Consider the following 20,017-nt stretch of genomic DNA (forward strand, 5'->3'; position numbering starts at 1 on the left):
GCTAAATAGCCACTTATTTTTATTCTAAAAAAGAAAAACCTCTAATTTAGATAATAACTGAAGAATTATTTGCTACCAAAGATAACGCCGTTAACAGAGCCCTGACCATCGCAGACACCATCTGCAACAATATCAGCAGGCGCAATTTCTCCAGAAGTCAGAGTCTTAAGAATCGCACCACTTTTACCAACACTGAAATCCTTACCAGTGATAGTAGGCTCAGAACCTGCTGCCGCATTGGTATTGACTGCTTCTACATAATCCCACTGGTTACCCATCTGGGAAATCAGATTACGACACTCTTCTGAAGCCAGACCATTCACCATAACAACAAAGCCTTTTTTCTGGGAGCTGGAAGAATCTGTTTGTGCGTTAGCGATCTGGAAAGCATCATTGGAAAAACCGTTGAACGCTTCGTCAGCAGAAATTTTCCCCAACCGTACCAGCGTTGCAATTGGTGAAGCATTACTTACAGTAGTATCACCAATGGTGGACTTTGAGAGAGTTAAAATAGAGTCAGTTTGCGCCGGATATTCCGCCTGATCTTTATAAGCCTCATTCATCGCGGTACGTACGCTGGTTAAATCATCCTGAACGGCAGACAGATCCTGTGCTGTAAAAGCACGTTGCGCCAGGATAACCACACCAGCAGCGATAACACCGATGATTCCCAATACAATGATGATTTCCAACAGCGTAACACCACGCTGTTTCTTCATCTCTTTTAATTTAGCGACCTTACGGGCCACATTTCCTTTTAAATCTAAAACCATAGTATCCATTTATATGCCCTTATTAATACTGTTATTAAACAAGATTAAATCTTGCCGGAGTAGTTTAGCCCCCAAAATAAATGAGGCAATGAAATGGCGAAAATCTAAGAATATATTTATATTTATGATGATTATTTCATTACCACAATTTATAAGAAAATAGATAAAATAACCGCAACCTATTATTCGACTCAAAGACAATGTATTAGCTTATATAAACCAATAAATTTTTATAAAAATAATGCTTTCACCCTTATTAACTCCGTTTTTTTGAAGTATCGCAACCCTTTGTTTTATTCTGCAATTCCTACCTGTTCGTCAGGCAATAAAAAACGCCCGGTAAATTCACCGGGCGCTCAGCAATATATAATTAATAAACTATATTAATCTTTTTGTTACGCTTACAGCGTTAAACCGCTTTGACGGCATCCGCGATACGGTGAGCAAATTCCGTCACCTGCGCCTCATCCTCGCCTTCAACCATCACGCGAATTAATGGCTCTGTACCCGATTTACGCAGCAGCACACGTCCACGGTTACCTAATGCCGCTTCAACTTCCGCCGTGACCGCTTTCACCGTTTCGTTTTCCAGTGGATTACCGCTGCCTGCGGTGTAACGCACATTAACCAGAACCTGCGGGAACATCTTCATACCGCTGCACAGATCGTGAAGGCTCATATGATTGCGCACCATCGCCGCGAGCACCTGTAATCCAGCGACGATACCGTCGCCTGTAGTGGTTTTATCCAGCAGAATAACGTGGCCTGAATTTTCCGCACCAATGCGCCAGCCTTTTTCCTGCATTTTTTCCAGCACGTAGCGATCGCCCACTTTCGCCCGGGTAAACGGTATACCCAGTTGTTTCAGCGCCAGCTCCAGCCCCATGTTGCTCATCAGCGTACCGACAGCGCCGCCGCGCAGCTGTCCCTGACGCAGCGCCTCGCGCGCGATGATATACATGATCTGATCGCCATCGACCTTGTTTCCCTCATGGTCGACCATAATTATGCGATCGCCGTCGCCATCCAGAGCGATCCCCAGATCGGCCTTTTCCGCCACCACGCGCGCCTGCAACGCACGCACATCGGTCGCGCCGACTTGTTCATTAATGTTCACGCCGTTGGGTTCGCAACCAATCGCAATGACCTTCGCTCCCAGTTCGCGTAACACATTTGGCGCGATGTGATAGGTCGCGCCGTTGGCGCAGTCCACGACGATTTTTAACTCGTTCAGACTCAACTCATTCGGAAAGGTGCCTTTGCAGAATTCAATATAGCGCCCAGCCGCGTCCACGATCCGGCTGGCTTTCCCCAGCTCTGCGGAATCCACGCAGGTGATCTCTTTTTCCATCTCCGCTTCGATGGCCTCTTCTACGTCATCCGGCAGCTTGGTGCCGTCAATAGAAAAGAATTTAATACCGTTATCATAGAACGGGTTATGCGACGCGGAGATGACGATCCCGGCCTCGGCGCGGAAAGTGCGCGTCAGATAGGCGACCGCCGGCGTCGGCATCGGGCCGGTAAAGGACGCGGATAAGCCTGCCGCAGCCAGCCCCGCTTCAAGGGCCGATTCCAGCATGTAACCGGAAATACGGGTATCTTTGCCGATGATGATTTTACGTGAGCCATGACGCGCAAGGACTTTCCCTGCCGCCCAGCCCAGCTTAAGGACAAAATCAGGGGTGATCGGCGCGTCGCCAACGCGACCTCGAATCCCATCAGTACCAAAATATTTACGGTTACTCATAGCGTTTGTTTTCCTTTGCAGACAATGTGGCTTCCACCACACGCATCGCTTCTACGGTTTCTTTGACATCATGGACGCGAATGATTTGCGCTCCCTGCATGGCCGCAATGACCGCACAGGCCAGGCTCCCGCTCAGACGCTCAGCGGGTCCCACGTTGAGCAGTTGACCTACCATCGATTTACGTGACATGCCCACCAGCAGCGGCAGGTTAAAATGGTGAAATTCAGCCAGACGCGCCAGTAATGTATAGTTATGGGAGAGATTTTTACCGAAACCAAAGCCGGGGTCGAGCAACAATTTCTCTTTTGCGATGCCTGCCCTTTCACAACGCGCTATTTGCTCAATAAAGTAGCGATTTACCTCAACAAACACATCGTCATATTCAGGCGCCATCTGCATCGTTTTTGGCTGCCCCTGCATATGCATTAAACAGACGGGTAGGCCAGTTTCCGCCGCAGCTTCCAGCGCACCGGGTTCAGAAAGCGAGCGAATATCATTGATAATGTGAGCGCCCACTCTTGCCGATTCCCGGATCACTTCAGGTTTGGAGGTATCCACGGAAATCCAGACTTCAAAGCGCTGCGCAATCGCTTCGACAACCGGAATGACACGCTGCAATTCCTCCTCTACGCTCACCTCTGCGGCGCCAGGGCGCGTGGATTCGCCGCCGACATCAATGATGGTCGCTCCGGCGTTAATCATCAGATTCGCGTGTTTTACAGCCTCAATTAAGCTGTTATGCGCTCCGCCATCGGAGAACGAATCGGGAGTGACGTTAAGGATCCCCATTACGTGTGGGTATCTCAGATCCAGTGAAGTGCCCTGGGCAAAGAGTTTCATGGTGTTATCCGTATATCAATTAATAAAAAAACCCCGGAGCAAGCCCCGGGGTTTTCAGTAAAACGCAGCCATCTACACTGATGAGCTTACTTGTCGCTAAACTGCTCAAACATGGTGTTACCCGGGTTCGGCGTACGTGGTTCATCGACCGGACGCGGCGCACGAGGCGTGCCATTATTGTCAGAGTTGTTAGACACAGGCTCTTCCCAACCCGCTGGCGGACGAACGTCGCGGCGCGCCATCAGGTCGTCAATCTGCGGCGCATCGATGGTTTCATATTTCATGAGCGCATCTTTCATCGCGTGCAGGATGTCCATGTTGTCATTCAGAAGCTGACGCGCGCGATTATAGTTACGTTCAATCAGCGCTTTCACTTCCTGATCGATAATGCGCGCGGTTTCATCGGACATATGCTTGGCTTTCGCCACGCTGCGTCCGAGGAACACTTCACCCTCTTCTTCCGCATACAGCAGCGGACCGAGTTTTTCGGAGAAGCCCCACTGAGTCACCATGTTACGCGCCAGGTTCGTCGCGACTTTAATATCGTTCGACGCACCGGTAGAAACATGTTCCACGCCGTAGATGATCTCCTCTGCCAGACGACCGCCATACAGCGTGGAGATCTGGCTTTCCAGTTTCTGACGGCTGGCGCTGATCGCGTCGCCTTCAGGCAGGAAGAAGGTCACGCCGAGCGCACGTCCGCGCGGAATAATGGTCACTTTATGCACCGGATCGTGTTCCGGCACCAGGCGACCAATAATTGCGTGACCGGCTTCGTGGTAAGCGGTCGATTCTTTCTGCGCTTCCGTCATCACCATGGAGCGGCGTTCCGCGCCCATCATGATTTTGTCTTTCGCTTTTTCAAACTCGACCATCGACACGACGCGCTTGTTGCCACGTGCCGCGAACAAGGCGGCTTCGTTCACCAGGTTAGCCAGGTCCGCGCCCGAGAAGCCCGGCGTACCGCGAGCGATGATCGCCGCATCGATATCCGGCGCCAGCGGTACGCGACGCATATGCACCTTCAGAATCTGTTCACGTCCACGGACGTCCGGCAGACCGACCACAACCTGACGGTCAAAACGGCCCGGACGCAGTAGCGCAGGGTCAAGCACGTCCGGACGGTTAGTCGCCGCGATAACGATAATACCTTCGTTACCTTCGAAACCGTCCATCTCTACCAGCATCTGGTTCAGGGTCTGTTCACGCTCATCGTGACCACCGCCCAAGCCTGCGCCACGCTGGCGGCCTACGGCGTCGATTTCATCGATGAAGATGATGCACGGCGCCGCTTTCTTGGCCTGCTCGAACATGTCACGTACGCGAGACGCGCCGACACCGACGAACATTTCCACGAAGTCAGAACCGGAAATCGTAAAGAACGGCACCTTCGCTTCACCGGCAATCGCTTTTGCCAGCAACGTCTTACCGGTACCCGGCGGGCCTACCATCAGGACGCCTTTCGGGATTTTACCGCCCAGTTTCTGGAAACGGCTCGGCTCGCGCAGGTATTCAACCAGTTCGCCCACTTCTTCTTTCGCTTCATCACAACCTGCGACGTCGGCAAACGTGGTTTTGATCTGATCTTCCGTCAGCATGCGCGCCTTGCTCTTACCGAACGACATGGCGCCTTTGCCACCGCCGCCCTGCATCTGACGCATGAAGAAGATCCAGACGCCGATCAACAGCAGCATCGGGAACCAGGAAATAAAGATTGAAGCCAGCAGGCTCGGCTCTTCTGGTGGTTCGCCAACAACCTTGACGTTTTTCGTCAGCAGGTTATCCAGCAGCTTCGGATCGTTTACCGGAATGTAGGTCGTGTAACGGTTACTATCTTTCTTGGTAACGTTGATCTCACGTCCGTTGATGCGTGCTTCACGAACCTGGTCGTTGTTGACCTCTTGCAGGAAGGTAGAGTAATCCACCTTACGGCCATTAGACTCGCTGGGCCCAAAGCTCTGGAATACTGACATCAGCACAACGGCAATGACCAGCCAGAGTATTAGGTTTTTCGCCATGTCACTCAAGGGATTAACCTCTTATTACAACTGTGTTAAAAACAGCGTCAGGATACTCCATATCCAGCGTCTTTCAAACTTTCGTCTGAAATCGACCAGTTATGGTTTTCGCCCGGTCGCTACAATGTACACTTCACGCGAACGTGCGCGTGAAGAGTCCGGTTTACGAACTTTAACCTTCGTAAACAGGGAGCGAATTTCCCTTAGATACTCATCGAAACCTTCGCCCTGGAACACCTTAACTACAAAACTTCCACCCGGCGCTAATACATCACGACACATTTCTAGCGCCAGTTCCACCAGATACATGGCGCGGGGGATATCCACCGCCGGCGTTCCGCTCATGTTTGGTGCCATATCTGACATGACAACTTGTACTTTGCTGTCGCCTACGCGCTCCAGCAGCGCTTTCATAACAAGTTCATCACGAAAATCGCCCTGAAGAAAGTCCACACCAACAATAGGATCCATAGGTAAAAGATCGCAAGCGATGATACGGCCTTTGCCGCCAATCTGCGAGACCACATACTGTGACCAGCCGCCTGGCGCCGCGCCGAGATCGACAACCGTCATTCCCGGTTTAAAAAGTTTGTCACTTTGCTGTATTTCATCAAGTTTAAACCAGGCACGGGAACGTAACCCCTTTTTCTGCGCCTGTTGAACATATTTATCGCTAAAGTGTTCCTGAAGCCAGCGACTCGAGCTGGCAGAACGCTTTTTACCTGTCATTTAACATTCCCGTCGGGACAGAACATCGTTGCCGTATGGCGTAAATTGCAACGCACCATTTGGTGATATATGGGAGATGGCGGTAGAATGACCCGTTTTCAATCCCAACGTAAGCAAAAATATACGATGAATCTGAGTACTAAACAAAAACAGCACCTGAAAGGTCTGGCACATCCGCTCAAGCCGGTCGTTATGCTTGGCAATAATGGTTTGACCGAAGGGGTACTGGCCGAGATTGAACAAGCGTTAGAGCACCACGAACTTATCAAGGTGAAAATCGCATCAGAAGATCGCGAAACTAAAACCCTGATCGTGGACGCTATCGTGCGCGAAACCGGCGCCTGTAATGTACAGGTCATCGGTAAAATGCTGGTCCTTTACCGTCCGGGTAAAGAACGTAAAATCTCGCTGCCGCGCTAAGAATATCCTGCCGTTGCACACCATTTCTGTGTAAAACGAGGCCTTTCCCGCTGGCAAGAGAGCAAAATGCCACGCTCTGTTCGTTGATAAAAGGCCGCTATGCGGCCTTTTTCCTTTCTTTACAATACATCAACAAGTTGAGTATTGGGAAATTCTTACAGGTACTCGACCTTTGTGATCTCGTACTCGACTTCTCCGCCCGGCGTTTTGATAACCACAACGTCATCCTGTTCTTTACCGATCAGACCGCGGGCGATTGGCGAGTTTACGGAAATCAGATTCTGTTTAAAATCGGCTTCATCATCCCCGACGATACGCCAGGTCTGCTCTTCATCGCTGTCGAGGTTCAGAACGGTAACCGTGGCGCCGAAAACGACGCGACCATTGTTAGGCATTTTAGTGACGTCAATCACCTGCGCATTCGACAGTTTCGCTTCAATATCGTTGATACGACCTTCGCAGAATCCCTGCTGCTCACGCGCTGCGTGATATTCCGCATTCTCTTTCAGATCGCCATGCTCACGCGCTTCCGCAATGGCGGCGATAATTTCAGGTCGACGCACAGTCTTCAGAAAATCCAGCTCTTCGCGTAGTTTTTCTGCACCGCGTAAGGTCAACGGAATAGCTTGCATTTGTTATACCTCTTGAACATTCCTGTAGGGGGCGGCGCTCCACCCCGGCTGTTAAGCCTGCCCGGTATAGGGTCATACCCAGGCCAGAAGCAAAAAAATACCGACCCGGGAAGTGGCCCAGGTCAGCTACAATTTTCATTTTGATACTCATTTTACCCTGGAGTTCCCTATGGGTCATCGTTTACTTTCCTGGGCATTGCGCCGTAGTATGACGGCTTGTTTCCAGGTTGTTAGCGCGAGATTATGCGATTTTCCAGATTTATCATCGGATTGACCACCAGTATAGCGTTCAGCGTTCAGGCCGCGAACGTCGATGTGTACATCAATCAGCTTCCTCCCGGAGCCAACCTTGCTCTTATGGTACAAAAGGTCGGCTCACCAGTTCCCACGATTGATTATCATAGTCAGCAAATGGCGCTTCCAGCCAGTACGCAGAAAGTGATCACCGCGCTGGCGGCACTCATCCAGCTCGGTCCGGACTTTCGTTTTACCACGACGCTGGAAACCAAAGGCAACGTTGAAGCCGGTGTGCTGAAAGGTGATTTAGTGGCAAGATTTGGCGCCGATCCGACTCTAAAACGCCAGGATATTCGCAATATGGTCGCGACTCTGAAAAAATCGGGCGTAACGCAAATTAGCGGTAATGTCCTTATTGATACGTCGATTTTTGCCAGTCATGACAAAGCGCCTGGCTGGCCGTGGAACGACATGACGCAATGCTTCAGCGCTCCGCCCGCGGCTGCTATCGTCGATCGAAACTGTTTCTCCGTCTCACTTTATAGCGCGCAAAAACCCAACGATTTGGCTTACATTCGCGTGGCTTCCTACTATCCCGTTACCATGTTCAGTCAGGTGCGCACCCTTGCGCGCGGCTCCGCGGATGCTCAGTATTGCGAACTGGACGTGGTGCCTGGCGATCTGAATCGCTTCACATTAACCGGCTGTCTGCCGCAACGCGCTGAACCACTCCCCCTGGCTTTCGCTATCCAGGACGGAGCCAGCTATGCAGGCGCAATTCTGAAAGATGAATTAAAGCAGGCCGGTATCAGCTATAGCGGCACATTGTTACGCCAGACGCAGGTTAATGAACCGGGAAGCGTTGTCACCAGCAAACAGTCCGCACCGCTGCACGATCTTCTTAAGATTATGCTGAAAAAATCGGACAATATGATTGCCGACACGGTCTTTCGCATGATTGGTCATGCGCGTTTTAACGTACCCGGCACCTGGCGCGCAGGTTCCGATGCCGTACGCCAGATCCTGCGCCAGCAGGCGGGCGTCGATATTGGCAATACGATTATCGCGGACGGTTCCGGCCTCTCGCGTCATAACCTGATATCCCCCGCAACCATGATGCAGGTGCTGCAATATATTGCTCAGCATGACAATGAGCTGAATTTCATCTCTATGCTGCCGCTGGCGGGCTATGACGGTTCTCTGCAATACCGGGCGGGACTGCATCAGGCTGGCGTGGATGGCAAAGTGTCGGCGAAAACCGGATCGTTACAGGGCGTATATAACCTTGCAGGTTTTATCACGACCGCCAGCGGTCAACGCATGGCGTTTGTGCAGTACCTGTCTGGCTACGCCGTTGCGCCAGCCGATCAGCGTAACCGCCGCATCCCGCTGGTGCGTTTTGAAAGCCGGTTGTATAAGGATGTTTATAAAAATAACTAGATGGTGGGGGGATATGAAATCCCCCTCATGTTTATCCATTAACCGGAATGATCCGTAGCTCAGTTAAACCTACTCCTAGTTTCCGTGGAGGAGCATTTTTAGGAAATCCGATAACGTTTCCCTCGTTGCTAAGTTCTGGAAAAGGGGGAGTAATGGTTAATGTGTTCAACCTGTCAGAGTTAACCATATGTACTATTGATGTTTGTGTTTCAGCCTGAAGCATCAAATTTTGAGAATGCGATCCAATTTTAACAGGGATTGGTATACCAATATTTTTACCATACGCTTTTGCTTTGATCTCTATATCAAATTTTTCGGGTAATGGCTGGTTAAAAGTAATAACTATCTCTGGTGACTGGTTGGCGTCTGACCAGCGCCCCCATAGCTCAGGATGTCCCATTCCTACAATTGATTTAATAAATACCGGTATACCGTCTGCGGCAAATATTATCCGATCTGACTGATAACGAATGTCTTTTGATGAAAGCAATAAGCGATTCTGGATATGCTGATAGCGCTCATGATCCGTTTCACCTGAAAATTCTCTTAAAACATCAGAATAATTTTCTGTAGTTAATTTAACAATACGAGTAGCGTAACCTGCTTTACCCATAGCAATACACCATCCGGTCGTGACCAGTTTATCTGGTTGCCATACTGGCTCTATTTTAAAACACTGATCTATCCATATAAATTTATGCCCTTCAGGTAAAAAACCTAATGTGCTTCGTAGAGACCCCCCCAGTTCATCCCTTTCATCAACGACAGGCCAAACTCTCTCAGGAGATATTTTAAGCAAAACTGGGATACGATATTCAAAGTTATCGAAAAATAATACTTTTCGTTTGAGATCAATATTGAAATTTTTAATACTTTCAGGAATGCCCCACCGAGCCCGAATTGCTGGGCCCCATGCTAATAATTTATCTTTAAAATTATCAAAAATAGATGCCAGCGAAGGTTCACTCAAAGAACTTCTTCCCAATCCCAATACGTTATCCCCCCCTAAAAGCTCGAGTACTGTTGCGCCATTATCTAAAGTGCTGCGTTTATCAGATATAATTTTCGGCGACAACCCTTGTTTAAAAACAACAAATAAATTACGCCGCGACATTTTATTAAGATAATCGACAGCGACGGTCATGTTATTCATCACCAGATGATCGGAAGAAAGAATAATAATAGTATTTTTCGCCCAAGGTGAAGACTGTATGCGTTTAATTAATTTCGCTATTTCATACTGACTACAAAGTACAGATGTCAACGCCTCGACCTCTTCACCATCTTTTGTATACTTCATAGCACAAGTAGAAGGAATAAAACCTTTAGGTGGGTGGGTATCTAATGTCAGTGTAAATAAAGCAAAGGGTTGCTTTTGCCTGGAAAGATATTCGAACTTTTGCCAGACTTTTTCCAAAAGAACATCATCATACAGCCCCCAGCCATTTTGTAACGTAAAATTTTTATCTAACCCCGATTCAACTAATCCCCAGGCATGCTCAATTCCATGGGTTTTGAAAAACACATCTTTATCAGCAAAACGTAAATTAGCCCCTTGCATAAACCAGGTTTCATAGCCTGACTTTTTCAGAATATCACCAAGACATACTGATGATGAAAAGAAGCCCTGACTTGCCTTCTTACCGCTTAAATCGGTTGGTGCCATAAGAGGCAGGCCGCATTGCGAAGCGACAATTCCCGCAATTGTAAAGTCGGTAGCGGGATATTGTTCAGTGCCACTAAAATCTACTCCATTCTGCTTGAGTAAAGCTAAATCTGGTAATAAACCTGGGAAAATCTCATCATTAAAATATGTCCCTTCAAGGCTTTCTGCATAGATATATACTAAATTGAATTGTGGGTTATTTATTTTTGTTGCAGGTGTTATATAGTATTGCGTAAAGTCGGAACCATCTACTTTTTCAGGAGGGTCATTATAGTTAGCCAACTGTAATAAAGTGGGAGAAACTCCCACCGCGAAAAATGCCAGCAAAACAGCTACCATTGTCCAGTTTCGTTTTCTTTTTCCTAAAAAAATATTTGTTTTTAAAAATTTAAATGTAAACAGTAAAATCAGCAACATTAATAAAACGGTTATAATAAATGGCACAATATAATTAGCGAAATCAGCACCATAAAGAGTTCTAGTCAGAGTAAAGATAACCGCATCATTTACACCTTCCCCAGTAAAATAATAACATGCAAACCAAAATATAGTTAGTAATAAAACTATGCATTCAGAAAGCAAAATAAAGAATGTGACATATCTAAGCTGAACGCTTTTATATTTATAAATAAGTATAGCCAAAGCCATTGACCATATTGAAAGAATTATTGCCGCGTATGAGTATTCCATTACCCCAACTCAATATAATTTCCCGAAAAGAGCGCAATTATATTTGCTTATTGGCAGGTAAGTACATCACTAATACTATTTTCAGAATTTATAAAGAAAAGGGCTGGTAAAACCAGCCCTTACGATTAACGCTTATAAATGAACTCGACGCCTTCTTCGTCGTCTTCGTCCCAGTCGTCATCCCAGTCATCATCCGCTTCGTCTTCCACTTCCGCGAGCTGCTGGCGATGGTAGTCATCCCACATAAATTCAACTTTTTCCGGCTGCTTCGCTTCTTCAGCCTGAACGATCGGGTTTTCGATGATAAAGGTCATCACATCCCAGCAGAGTTCCTTCACGCCCAGCTGACTGGCGGCAGAGATCAGATAATATTTATCTTCCCAGCCCAGCGCCTGCGCGATTGCTTTCGCTTTCTCTTCCGCTTCGTCCTGATCCAGCAAATCGATTTTGTTGAACACCAGCCAGCGCGGCTTGGACGCCAGATCCTGGCTGTATTTTTCCAGCTCGCCAATAATGATACGGGCGTTTTCTACCGGATCGGAGCCGTCGACAGGATCTATGTCGATGAGATGCAGCAGCACGCGGCAGCGTTCCAGATGCTTCAGGAAGCGAATTCCCAGCCCTGCGCCTTCAGATGCACCTTCAATCAGTCCCGGAATATCCGCGACCACGAAACTCTTCTCGCTGTCCATACGCACGACACCCAGGCTCGGCACCAGAGTGGTGAACGGGTAATCCGCCACTTTCGGTTTTGCCGCAGACACTGCGCGAATAAAGGTCGATTTACCGGCGTTTGGCATCCCCAGCATACCGACATCCGCCAGTAGCATCAGTTCCAGCAGCAGATCGCGCTTATCGCCCGGCGTTCCCATCGTTTTCTGACGCGGCGTACGGTTTACCGACGATTTAAAGCGGGTATTGCCCAGACCATGCCAGCCGCCCTTCGCCACCATCAGACGCTGACCATGTTTGGTCATATCGCCCATGGTTTCGCCAGTGCCCTGATCGATAACACGCGTTCCTACCGGCACTTTGATCGTGACGTCTTTGCCGCGTTTTCCGGTACAGTCACGGCTGGCGCCATTCTGCCCGCGTTCGGCACGGAAAGATTTTTCGAAACGATAGTCGATCAGGGTGTTCAGGTTTTCGTCCGCTTCCAGCCAGACATCCCCCCCGTCTCCCCCGTCGCCGCCGTCCGGGCCGCCTTTCGGGATGTATTTCTCACGGCGGAAGCTCACGCAACCATTGCCGCCATCGCCTGCAACGACCAGAATCGTTGCTTCATCAACAAACTTCATTTTACTCTCCGTAAATCATTCGCCTGAGCGGGGTTGCGATACCACCGGTTCATGCTTGCGTAATCCGCCCCAAATTCGATGACCAATGGCGGAGTACATCGCGCCCGCAACCACGACAAACGCACCGAGATAACCTAAAAGGTTTAACATCGGTCTGGCGAAGAAATCGGGCCAGGCCACAGATAAAAGATCTGAAAATAACAGCGTAAACAGCGGCGTAAGCGTGATAATCGCGCTTACCTGCGCCGCCTGCCAGCGCGCCATCGCTTCCGCCAGGGCGCCATATCCTACCAGCGTATTCAGCCCGCAGAAAACCAGACAGGCAAGCTGCCAGTCGCTGAGCTGCGCTATCACGCCGGGTTTTGCCAGCGGCAACAGCGCTATCGTACATAAAGTGTACAGTAAAAACAGAATTTGCGGTGAGGCCAGCCGCCGCAACAACACCTTCTGTGCGACGCCATAGCTCACCCAGACCATCGCCGCACCGACGCCAAAAATCACTCCCCAGGTATAATCGGTGAGTCTGGTAAAGATTTCGGCCAGGCTGGTATTAAAAAACATGACCAGCCCGCTCAGGAGCATTATTGCGCCGATTACCTGCGTACCGCGCATTTTCTCTTTCAGAATAAATACGCTGGCGACCATCATGCCCACTGGCGATAGCTGTCCGATGACCTGCGAGGCCGTCGGGCTCAGGTACTGTAAAGAAGAGCTGAACAGGATGAAGTTACCGAAGAGGCCGCCGGTAGCAATCGCCAGCAGCACCAGCCAGCGCGGCTTACGAAAGATTCGCAGCGGCGGAAGCTTGCGCTTTACGGCCAGAATCGCTCCGAGACCAATACTGGCCATCAAAAAACGGTAAAACACGATGGTAGGAGGCTCCATCACCTCCAGCACCTGTTTCATTGCAATTGGTAAGGCTCCCCAACACATTGCGGTGGTGAGCGCCAAAAGAATGCCAATGCCAGCCTGCTGCTTCATGCCCGTTTTCCCTGCAAAGACTCGTTAGCCGGTACGAAACGGTTTCACGAGCATATTTACCGGTCGTCGAATGTAAAAAGCCCCGCAACAGGGTGCGGGGCTTTCATCCGTTACCGGACCACGAAAAACTTACTCAGCAACGATGCTGATGTATTTACGGTTGTTCGGGCCTTTAACTTCAAATTTCACTTTACCGTCTGCTTTCGCAAACAGAGTGTGGTCACGACCGCAACCTACGTTAGTGCCAGCGTGGAATTTGGTGCCACGTTGACGAACGATGATGCTACCCGCCAGAACGGTTTCGCCACCGAAACGCTTAACGCCCAGGCGTTTAGCTTCTGAATCGCGACCGTTACGAGTGGAGCCGCCAGCCTTTTTATGTGCCATTTAAATCTCTCCTCAGGTCTTAGGCGCTGATGCCAGTAATTTTCACATCAGTGAACCACTGACGGTGGCCCTGCTGCTTACGATAGTGTTTACGACGACGAAACTTAACGATTTTAACTTTCTCGCCACGACCGTGAGCAACAACTTCAGCTTTGATTACGCCGCCATCAACGAAAGGAACGCCGATTTTGACTTCTTCACCGTTTGCGATCATCAGAACTTCAGCGAACTCAACAGTTTCGCCAGTTGCGATGTCCAGCTTTTCCAGGCGAACGGTCTGACCTTCGCTTACTCGGTGTTGTTTACCACCACTTTGGAAAACCGCGTACATAAAAAACTCCGCTTCCGCGCACACCTTTTAGATGATTCAGAGTGCGCTATAAATATTCACAATAGGGCGCGAATATTACGCAAAACGTGAGCCTTTGACAAGTGCTACAGTCAATACATGAAGAAAAAAAACACAACGCGTATGGTAACGTTTATCTGCGCCGTTTTTTCAGTACAATCAGCACATATTTTACAACCCTAAACCCTAAGTTACCTTGCTGTCTGAAGAGGTAAACGGGGCGAAAAGCCCGGCTTTGGCGATGAATTTAGAAAAAATCAATGAGTTAACCGCGCAGGATATGGCGGGTGTCAATGCGACAATCCTTGAACAGCTTAATTCCGATGTTCAACTGATCAACCAGTTAGGCTATTACATAGTGAGCGGTGGCGGGAAACGTATTCGCCCGATGATTGCCGTACTCGCGGCGCGCGCCGTTGGCTATCAGGGAAATGCCCATGTCACTATCGCGGCGTTGATCGAGTTTATCCACACCGCCACCCTGCTGCATGATGATGTGGTGGATGAGTCCGATATGCGCCGCGGCAAAGCAACGGCGAATGCCGCGTTTGGCAATGCCGCCAGCGTGCTGGTTGGTGACTTTATCTATACCCGCGCCTTCCAGATGATGACCAGCCTCGGTTCGCTGAAAGTGCTGGAAGTGATGTCGGAAGCCGTGAACGTTATCGCGGAAGGCGAAGTATTACAGTTGATGAACGTCAACGACCCGGATATCACCGAAGAAAACTACATGCGCGTAATTTACAGCAAAACCGCGCGTCTGTTTGAAGCGGCGGCGCAGTGCTCCGGCATTCTTGCTGGCTGCAGCGACGCGCAGGAAAAAGGGTTACAGGACTATGGCCGCTATCTCGGCACAGCTTTCCAGTTGATTGACGATTTACTGGATTACAGCGCCGATGGCGAACAGCTGGGTAAAAACGTCGGCGATGACCTCAATGAAGGTAAACCGACGTTGCCGCTGCTCCATGCAATGCGTCACGGCACTCCTGAGCAGGCGCAGATGATTCGTACCGCCATTGAACAAGGAAACGGGCGACATCTTCTTGAGCCGGTTCTGGAAGCGATGAATGCCTGCGGATCGCTGGAATGGACGCGTCAGCGTGCGGAAGAAGAAGCGGACAAAGCGATCGCTGCCCTCCAGACGCTGCCTGACACTCCATGGCGCGAAGCGCTAATCGGCCTTGCGCATATCGCCGTACAACGAGACCGGTAATCACATCAATATCATCCCGTGAAAGAACGGGATGATTCAAGTAAATTCCAATAAAAATGACCAACTTCAAAGAACCCGGTTAAAATCCGTAACCGTTCTTGGCTAAATCTGAATATCATAAACACTTACATGAACTTTTTAGAACAATAGTTCTTCAGGCGTATAGTATTTCTCTCGGTTTTATTGTTCAAAAACCCATGAACAACTGAAGGAGCGAGGGAAAATGGAAAGCAAACTCATTGACTGGCACCCGGCGGATATCATCGCCGGATTGCGGAAAAAAGGGACATCAATGGCCGCCGAGTCGCGCAGGAACGGATTGAGTTCCTCCACGCTGGCAAACGCTTTAACCCGGCCCTGGCCAAAAGGCGAAGTGATTATTGCTAAAGTATTAGAAACGGATCCCTGGGTTATCTGGCCGTCGCGTTATCATGATCCTAAAACGCATGCTTTTATCGACAGAACGCGCCTGATGCGCTCAGCACGTCGTGCTAATTCAGATACCAAGTAAAATACAAGACAGTAGCCCCTGCTACGCGCAACGGGGCTATGTATTCAATAGGAATTACTCGCCTTTCACGCGCTCTATATTAGCGCCCAGCGCCCGCAGTTTATCCTCAATGCGCTCGTAGCCGCGATCGATATGATAAATACGATCCACAACCGTTGTGCCTTCGGCAATGCATCCTGCCAGCACCAGACTCGCAGAAGCGCGCAGATCCGTCGCCATAACCTGCGCACCGGAAAGTTTCTCCACCCCGTGGCAAATCACCGTATTGCTTTCGATTTCAGCGTGCGCGCCCATACGGCTCAGCTCAGGCACGTGCATAAAGCGGTTTTCGAATACGGTTTCCGTGATAAATCCAGTACCTTCCGCGACCAGGTTCAGCAGCGTAAACTGCGCCTGCATATCGGTCGGGAAAGCCGGATGCGGCGCAGTACGTACGTTAACCGCTTTCGGACGCTTACCGTGCATGTCGAGGCTGATCCAGTCTTCACCCACTTCGATATCGGCGCCCGCATCACGCAGCTTGGCGAGAACCGCGTCCAGCGTATCCGGCTGCGCGTTACGGCACACGATCTTGCCGCGCGAGATCGCCGCCGCGACCAGGAACGTACCGGTTTCGATACGGTCCGGCAGCACGCGATAAACACCGCCCCCCAGACGTTCAACGCCTTCGATAGTGATACGATCGGTGCCCTGCCCGGAGATCTTCGCCCCCAGCGCAATCAGGAAATTCGCCGTATCGACGATCTCCGGCTCACGCGCGGCGTTTTCAATAATGGTGGTACCTTCCGCGAGGGTCGCTGCGCACATGATGGTGACCGTCGCGCCAACGCTGACTTTATCCATCACGATATGCGCGCCTTTCAGCCTTCCGTCGACGGAAGCCTTCACATAGCCCTCTTCCAGCCTGATGGTCGCACCCAGCTGCTCCAGACCGGTGATGTGCAGATCCACCGGACGTGCGCCGATAGTGCAGCCGCCAGGCAGAGAAACCTGCCCCTGACCAAAGCGTGCCACCAGCGGCCCCAGCGCCCAGATAGAGGCGCGCATGGTTTTCACCAGATCATACGGCGCGCAGAAAACGTTAACGTTGCGCGCATCAATACGTACCGAACCGTTACGCTCAACCTTCGCGCCAAGCTGACTCAGCAGCTTCATTGAGGTATCCACGTCCTTCAGTTTCGGGACGTTCTGGATCTCTACCGGCTCTTCCGCCAGCAGCGCCGCAAACAGGATTGGCAGTGCGGCGTTTTTTGCACCTGAAATGGTGACTTCGCCCTGGAGCTTCGTCGGCCCCTGAACACGAAATTTATCCATGATGTTGTTCTCAGTTAAAATTCATCGTCGCTACCGGCGTTATGGCCCGTAGCTTAAAAACCGTTAAGCTTACGATCGCGCGCCCACTCTGCGGGGGTATACGCTTTGATCGACAGGGCGTGAATGCGGTTGTCCGCAATATACTCCATCAGCGGGGCATAGATGGTCTGCTGTTTCTTAACCCGGCTCATGCCGTCAAACATCTCACCCACGGCAATAACCTGAAAATGACTGCCATCGCCAGAGACGTGGACTTCCTGGAGGGAGAGTGCGTTCATCAGCACTCTCTGAATTTCATTATTTTCCATGGGCTCTTTATTCGTCAGATAGTGAAAACAGCCCAACATCTTAGTGCAAAGTTGCGCTGTCATAAATAAGCAAAAGGATTATGAATGTAAAGTTGCCTGATGGCGGCGCTGTCGCGTCTTATCAGGCCTGTGGGGCAAGGCCGGACAGCCGCAGCTATCCGACGCAGATTACGGACGGGGAAGAACGTCCGCAGGCAGGTTATACAACTGCGCCAGGGTGTAAACCTTGTCGTTTACGCCCTGTAGTGAAACGCTGTTGCCCTGTTTTTTCGCCAGCTCGATAAGGTGAACCAGCAGCGCCAGCCCACCGGTATCCACGCGAGAAATCTGGCTCAGATCGATACAGGTCACCTCTTTCATCGCCTCAACGCGCGCATCCCACAGCGGATTGAGCACGTCCTGATCCAGCTCGCCCGCCAGCATCAGCGTATCGCCGTCACATGTCCAGCGGAGTGACTGCGTCATTACTTTTTCTCTTCCAGCGTGATTTTCTGCTGCGCGATGGATTTCAGTTGCGCAGTCAGGCCGTCGATCCCTTTCGTACGCAGCAGATCGCTCCACTCATTCTGTTTAGTGGTGATCATGCTGACACCTTCGGCGATCATGTCATAGGCCTGCCAGTTGCCGGTCTGGCTGTTTTTACGCCACTGGAAGTCCAGACGCACCGGTGGACGACCGTTTGGATCGATAATGGTGACGCGGATCGGCACAATCGTCGCACTGCCCAGCGGCTGCTCTGGTGCGATCTGATAAGTCTGACCATGATACATCGCCAGCGCCTGACCGTATGCCTGTTTCAGATATTCACGGAACGCGGCGAAATAGGCGTCACGCTGGGCAGGCGTCGCTTCTTTGTAGTAACGCCCCAATACCAGCGCGCCGGCGTATTTCACCTGCACGTACGGCAGCAGTTCCTGATCGACCACCTCACGCAGATAGTCCGGATTAGAGCGGATTTTGGGCTGTTCATTTTTCAGACGATCGAACGTTTTCTGCGCCGCTTCGTTCATCAGCTTGTAGGGGTTGGTCTGATCGGCCGCCGTGGCCGCGCTCAGCGGCGCGATCACCAGCAGAGCCACCATCATCAATCGTTTAAACATATGTCGATTCTCCCGTGATTAATTCGTATTGCCCGCAGGCCCGGTGGCGGCATTATTGCCTTCGGCCGGCGCTGGCGCATCGCCAGAATTCTTATTGTCACCACCCTTACTGTTGTAAAGGAACTGACCAATCATATCTTCCAGCACCATTGCGGACTTGGTGTCCTGAATCGTGCCGCCATCTTTGAGGATAGACGTTCCCAGCTCAGGGTCCTCAAAACCGACGTTTAGCGCCAGATATTGTTCGCCCAGCAGGCCGGAAGTACGAATGCTCAGCGAACTGGTATCAGGAATGTGGTTATAACGTTCTTCGATGTCGAGGGTAACGCGCGGCAGATAGGTTTTCGGATCTAATGAGATGTCCGCCACCCGGCCCACGACCACCCCGCCGATACGCACCGGCGAGCGAACTTTCAGACCGCCGATATTATCGAAGGTCGCATAGAGAGTGTAGGTCGGCTCCGTGCGCATTGAGGTCACGTTCGCCGCTTTCAGGCAGACAAACAGCGCCGCCAACAGCGCCGCTAACAAGAAGATCCCCACCCAAATTTCATTTTTTTTCGTTTGCATGAACTCAATTCCCAAACATCAAAGCGGTCAGCACAAAATCCAAGCCCAGAACGGCCAGCGACGAGTGCACAACGGTGCGTGTGGTTGCCCGGCTAATTCCCGCCGAGGTCGGAATCGCATCATAGCCATTGAACAATGCAATCCAGGTGACGGTGATGGCGAACACCACGCTTTTAATCAAACAGTTCACCAGATCCAGCCGCCAGTCGACGGCGTTTTGCATCGCCGACCAGAAGAATCCGGCGTCGATCCCCTTCCAGCTCACGCCCACCAGCGAACCGCCCCAGATACCGACCGCGACAAACAGAATGGTCAGCAGCGGCAGCGAAATCACGCCAGCCCAGAAGCGCGGAGAGATCACCCGGCGCAGCGGATCGACGGCCATCATTTCCATACTGGAAAGCTGCTCGGTGGCGCGCATCAGGCCAATCTCCGCCGTGAGCGCGGAACCGGCGCGTCCGGCAAACAGCAGCGCCGCGACCACCGGACCAAGCTCGCGCAGCAGCGACAGCGCCACCAGCATCCCGAGGCTGGTTTCCGCGCTGTAGGTGGTGAGCACCAGATAGCCCTGAAGCCCCAGCACCATACCAATAAATACGCCAGACACCAGAATGATAAGCATCGACAGGACGCCCACATTATAGAGCTGGCGCACCAGCAGCGGCGTGTGTTTGCGAAATTCCGGTTTGCCGACCAGCGCATTGAATAACATTAACCCGGCGCGCCCGAACGTACTCACGGTTTTAATACCTTTGTGTCCAAGCGTCGCCAGTGCATTTAACAGCATGTGTGG

At 50.9% G+C, this 20,017-nt stretch carries 21 protein-coding genes; 4 read left to right on the forward strand and 17 right to left on the reverse strand.

The genetic code is table 11. The features are described 5' to 3' along the window. Nucleotides 1–65: 65 nt before the first annotated feature. The 5 genes from K7R23_RS03230 to rlmE all read right to left on the reverse strand — a co-directional run bounded on the left by K7R23_RS03230 (nucleotide 66) and on the right by rlmE (nucleotide 6,108). On the reverse strand, nucleotides 66–782 hold the full coding sequence (locus K7R23_RS03230) for a type IV pilus major pilin (RefSeq protein ID WP_012908538.1): 717 nt from the start codon (nucleotides 780–782) through the stop codon (nucleotides 66–68). Nucleotides 783–1,182: 400 nt separating this feature from the next. Continuing rightward, nucleotides 1,183–2,520 (reverse strand): phosphoglucosamine mutase, encoded by a 1,338-nt coding sequence (glmM, locus tag K7R23_RS03235; RefSeq protein WP_012908537.1) that lies wholly within the window; start codon nucleotides 2,518–2,520, stop codon nucleotides 1,183–1,185. After that, nucleotides 2,513–3,361: a dihydropteroate synthase gene (gene folP, locus K7R23_RS03240; RefSeq protein WP_012908536.1), complete on the reverse strand. Its 849-nt coding sequence runs from the start codon at nucleotides 3,359–3,361 to the stop codon at nucleotides 2,513–2,515. The genes glmM and folP overlap by 8 nt, the downstream gene beginning before the upstream one ends. Nucleotides 3,362–3,447: 86 nt before the next feature. Further along, the gene (gene ftsH, locus K7R23_RS03245) at nucleotides 3,448–5,379 is read right to left on the reverse strand and encodes an ATP-dependent zinc metalloprotease FtsH (RefSeq protein WP_012908535.1); all 1,932 of its coding nucleotides are present in this window, start codon (nucleotides 5,377–5,379) and stop codon (nucleotides 3,448–3,450) included. Nucleotides 5,380–5,478: 99 nt separating this feature from the next. Beyond that, the gene (gene rlmE / locus K7R23_RS03250; protein ID WP_012908534.1) at nucleotides 5,479–6,108 is read right to left on the reverse strand and encodes a 23S rRNA (uridine(2552)-2'-O)-methyltransferase RlmE; all 630 of its coding nucleotides are present in this window, start codon (nucleotides 6,106–6,108) and stop codon (nucleotides 5,479–5,481) included. A gap of 126 nt (nucleotides 6,109–6,234) precedes the next feature. On the opposite strand from rlmE, the gene yhbY reads away from it, so the two are divergent. Beyond that, nucleotides 6,235–6,528, forward strand: coding sequence for a ribosome assembly RNA-binding protein YhbY (gene yhbY / locus K7R23_RS03255; protein ID WP_024133059.1), 294 nt, complete (start codon nucleotides 6,235–6,237; stop codon nucleotides 6,526–6,528). Nucleotides 6,529–6,683: 155 nt separating this feature from the next. Here the strand turns inward: yhbY and greA are convergent, their stop codons facing one another. Beyond that, nucleotides 6,684–7,160, reverse strand: a complete 477-nt coding sequence (greA, locus tag K7R23_RS03260) for a transcription elongation factor GreA (RefSeq protein WP_012908532.1) — start codon at nucleotides 7,158–7,160, stop codon at nucleotides 6,684–6,686. Between the two features lie 243 nt (nucleotides 7,161–7,403). Here greA and dacB point away from each other — a divergent pair, with 243 nt between their 5' ends. After that, nucleotides 7,404–8,837 (forward strand): serine-type D-Ala-D-Ala carboxypeptidase, encoded by a 1,434-nt coding sequence (gene dacB / locus K7R23_RS03265; protein ID WP_012908531.1) that lies wholly within the window; start codon nucleotides 7,404–7,406, stop codon nucleotides 8,835–8,837. A gap of 31 nt (nucleotides 8,838–8,868) precedes the next feature. On the opposite strand, the gene opgB is transcribed toward dacB, so the two are convergent. The 5 genes from opgB to rplU all read right to left on the reverse strand — a co-directional run bounded on the left by opgB (nucleotide 8,869) and on the right by rplU (nucleotide 14,190). Continuing rightward, nucleotides 8,869–11,193 carry a phosphatidylglycerol--membrane-oligosaccharide glycerophosphotransferase gene (gene opgB / locus K7R23_RS03270; protein WP_012908530.1) on the reverse strand — a complete coding sequence of 775 codons (2,325 nt, stop codon included), beginning with the start codon at nucleotides 11,191–11,193 and terminating at the stop codon, nucleotides 8,869–8,871. 125 nt (nucleotides 11,194–11,318) lie between these two features. Next, nucleotides 11,319–12,491 (reverse strand): Obg family GTPase CgtA, encoded by a 1,173-nt coding sequence (cgtA, locus tag K7R23_RS03275; RefSeq protein WP_012908529.1) that lies wholly within the window; start codon nucleotides 12,489–12,491, stop codon nucleotides 11,319–11,321. A 15-nt stretch (nucleotides 12,492–12,506) separates the two neighbouring features. Then, nucleotides 12,507–13,472, reverse strand: a complete 966-nt coding sequence (locus K7R23_RS03280) for a DMT family transporter (RefSeq protein WP_012908528.1) — start codon at nucleotides 13,470–13,472, stop codon at nucleotides 12,507–12,509. A gap of 129 nt (nucleotides 13,473–13,601) precedes the next feature. Further along, the gene (gene rpmA / locus K7R23_RS03285; protein WP_012135319.1) at nucleotides 13,602–13,859 is read right to left on the reverse strand and encodes a 50S ribosomal protein L27; all 258 of its coding nucleotides are present in this window, start codon (nucleotides 13,857–13,859) and stop codon (nucleotides 13,602–13,604) included. A gap of 19 nt (nucleotides 13,860–13,878) precedes the next feature. Next, the gene (gene rplU, locus K7R23_RS03290) at nucleotides 13,879–14,190 is read right to left on the reverse strand and encodes a 50S ribosomal protein L21 (RefSeq protein ID WP_000271401.1); all 312 of its coding nucleotides are present in this window, start codon (nucleotides 14,188–14,190) and stop codon (nucleotides 13,879–13,881) included. A gap of 259 nt (nucleotides 14,191–14,449) precedes the next feature. Here rplU and ispB point away from each other — a divergent pair, with 259 nt between their 5' ends. Next, the gene (gene ispB, locus K7R23_RS03295) at nucleotides 14,450–15,421 is read left to right on the forward strand and encodes an octaprenyl diphosphate synthase (RefSeq protein ID WP_012908527.1); all 972 of its coding nucleotides are present in this window, start codon (nucleotides 14,450–14,452) and stop codon (nucleotides 15,419–15,421) included. 223 nt (nucleotides 15,422–15,644) lie between these two features. Then, nucleotides 15,645–15,932 carry a DNA-binding transcriptional regulator SfsB gene (gene sfsB, locus K7R23_RS03300; protein WP_012908526.1) on the forward strand — a complete coding sequence of 96 codons (288 nt, stop codon included), beginning with the start codon at nucleotides 15,645–15,647 and terminating at the stop codon, nucleotides 15,930–15,932. A 54-nt stretch (nucleotides 15,933–15,986) separates the two neighbouring features. On the opposite strand, the gene murA is transcribed toward sfsB, so the two are convergent. The 6 genes from murA to mlaE all read right to left on the reverse strand — a co-directional run bounded on the left by murA (nucleotide 15,987) and on the right by mlaE (nucleotide 20,011). After that, nucleotides 15,987–17,246 carry a UDP-N-acetylglucosamine 1-carboxyvinyltransferase gene (gene murA, locus K7R23_RS03305; protein ID WP_012908525.1) on the reverse strand — a complete coding sequence of 420 codons (1,260 nt, stop codon included), beginning with the start codon at nucleotides 17,244–17,246 and terminating at the stop codon, nucleotides 15,987–15,989. 53 nt (nucleotides 17,247–17,299) lie between these two features. Further along, entirely contained in the window at nucleotides 17,300–17,554 is a 255-nt protein-coding gene (gene ibaG / locus K7R23_RS03310; protein ID WP_024133058.1) for a BolA family iron metabolism protein IbaG, read from the reverse strand. Nucleotides 17,555–17,722: 168 nt separating this feature from the next. Further along, entirely contained in the window at nucleotides 17,723–18,019 is a 297-nt protein-coding gene (gene mlaB / locus K7R23_RS03315; protein WP_012908523.1) for a lipid asymmetry maintenance protein MlaB, read from the reverse strand. Continuing rightward, nucleotides 18,019–18,654 (reverse strand): phospholipid-binding protein MlaC, encoded by a 636-nt coding sequence (gene mlaC, locus K7R23_RS03320; protein WP_012908522.1) that lies wholly within the window; start codon nucleotides 18,652–18,654, stop codon nucleotides 18,019–18,021. Before mlaC ends, mlaB begins: the two co-directional genes overlap by 1 nt. 18 nt (nucleotides 18,655–18,672) lie before the next feature. Next, on the reverse strand, nucleotides 18,673–19,224 hold the full coding sequence (gene mlaD, locus K7R23_RS03325; protein ID WP_024133057.1) for an outer membrane lipid asymmetry maintenance protein MlaD: 552 nt from the start codon (nucleotides 19,222–19,224) through the stop codon (nucleotides 18,673–18,675). Nucleotides 19,225–19,228: 4 nt separating this feature from the next. Beyond that, on the reverse strand, nucleotides 19,229–20,011 hold the full coding sequence (gene mlaE, locus K7R23_RS03330) for a lipid asymmetry maintenance ABC transporter permease subunit MlaE (RefSeq protein ID WP_012908520.1): 783 nt from the start codon (nucleotides 20,009–20,011) through the stop codon (nucleotides 19,229–19,231). Nucleotides 20,012–20,017 lie beyond the last annotated feature (6 nt).

The organism is Citrobacter rodentium NBRC 105723 = DSM 16636, assembly GCF_021278985.1.
GTDB lineage: Bacteria > Pseudomonadota > Gammaproteobacteria > Enterobacterales > Enterobacteriaceae > Citrobacter_A > Citrobacter_A rodentium.

Excerpts from the sequence above, each read along its gene's own strand:
- K7R23_RS03230 (WP_012908538.1), bottom strand. The coding sequence starts at position 782 with ATGGATACTATGGTTTTAGATTTAAAAGGAAATGTGGCCCGTAAGGTC.
- glmM (WP_012908537.1), bottom strand. The coding sequence starts at position 2,520 with ATGAGTAACCGTAAATATTTTGGTACTGATGGGATTCGAGGTCGCGTT.
- folP (WP_012908536.1), bottom strand. The coding sequence starts at position 3,361 with ATGAAACTCTTTGCCCAGGGCACTTCACTGGATCTGAGATACCCACAC.
- ftsH (WP_012908535.1), bottom strand. The coding sequence starts at position 5,379 with ATGGCGAAAAACCTAATACTCTGGCTGGTCATTGCCGTTGTGCTGATG.
- rlmE (WP_012908534.1), bottom strand. The coding sequence starts at position 6,108 with ATGACAGGTAAAAAGCGTTCTGCCAGCTCGAGTCGCTGGCTTCAGGAA.
- yhbY (WP_024133059.1), top strand. The coding sequence starts at position 6,235 with ATGAATCTGAGTACTAAACAAAAACAGCACCTGAAAGGTCTGGCACAT.
- greA (WP_012908532.1), bottom strand. The coding sequence starts at position 7,160 with ATGCAAGCTATTCCGTTGACCTTACGCGGTGCAGAAAAACTACGCGAA.
- dacB (WP_012908531.1), top strand. The coding sequence starts at position 7,404 with ATGCGATTTTCCAGATTTATCATCGGATTGACCACCAGTATAGCGTTC.
- opgB (WP_012908530.1), bottom strand. The coding sequence starts at position 11,193 with ATGGAATACTCATACGCGGCAATAATTCTTTCAATATGGTCAATGGCT.
- cgtA (WP_012908529.1), bottom strand. The coding sequence starts at position 12,491 with ATGAAGTTTGTTGATGAAGCAACGATTCTGGTCGTTGCAGGCGATGGC.
- K7R23_RS03280 (WP_012908528.1), bottom strand. The coding sequence starts at position 13,472 with ATGAAGCAGCAGGCTGGCATTGGCATTCTTTTGGCGCTCACCACCGCA.
- rpmA (WP_012135319.1), bottom strand. The coding sequence starts at position 13,859 with ATGGCACATAAAAAGGCTGGCGGCTCCACTCGTAACGGTCGCGATTCA.
- rplU (WP_000271401.1), bottom strand. The coding sequence starts at position 14,190 with ATGTACGCGGTTTTCCAAAGTGGTGGTAAACAACACCGAGTAAGCGAA.
- ispB (WP_012908527.1), top strand. The coding sequence starts at position 14,450 with ATGAATTTAGAAAAAATCAATGAGTTAACCGCGCAGGATATGGCGGGT.
- sfsB (WP_012908526.1), top strand. The coding sequence starts at position 15,645 with ATGGAAAGCAAACTCATTGACTGGCACCCGGCGGATATCATCGCCGGA.
- murA (WP_012908525.1), bottom strand. The coding sequence starts at position 17,246 with ATGGATAAATTTCGTGTTCAGGGGCCGACGAAGCTCCAGGGCGAAGTC.
- ibaG (WP_024133058.1), bottom strand. The coding sequence starts at position 17,554 with ATGGAAAATAATGAAATTCAGAGAGTGCTGATGAACGCACTCTCCCTC.
- mlaB (WP_012908523.1), bottom strand. The coding sequence starts at position 18,019 with ATGACGCAGTCACTCCGCTGGACATGTGACGGCGATACGCTGATGCTG.
- mlaC (WP_012908522.1), bottom strand. The coding sequence starts at position 18,654 with ATGTTTAAACGATTGATGATGGTGGCTCTGCTGGTGATCGCGCCGCTG.
- mlaD (WP_024133057.1), bottom strand. The coding sequence starts at position 19,224 with ATGCAAACGAAAAAAAATGAAATTTGGGTGGGGATCTTCTTGTTAGCG.
- mlaE (WP_012908520.1), bottom strand. The coding sequence starts at position 20,011 with ATGCTGTTAAATGCACTGGCGACGCTTGGACACAAAGGTATTAAAACC.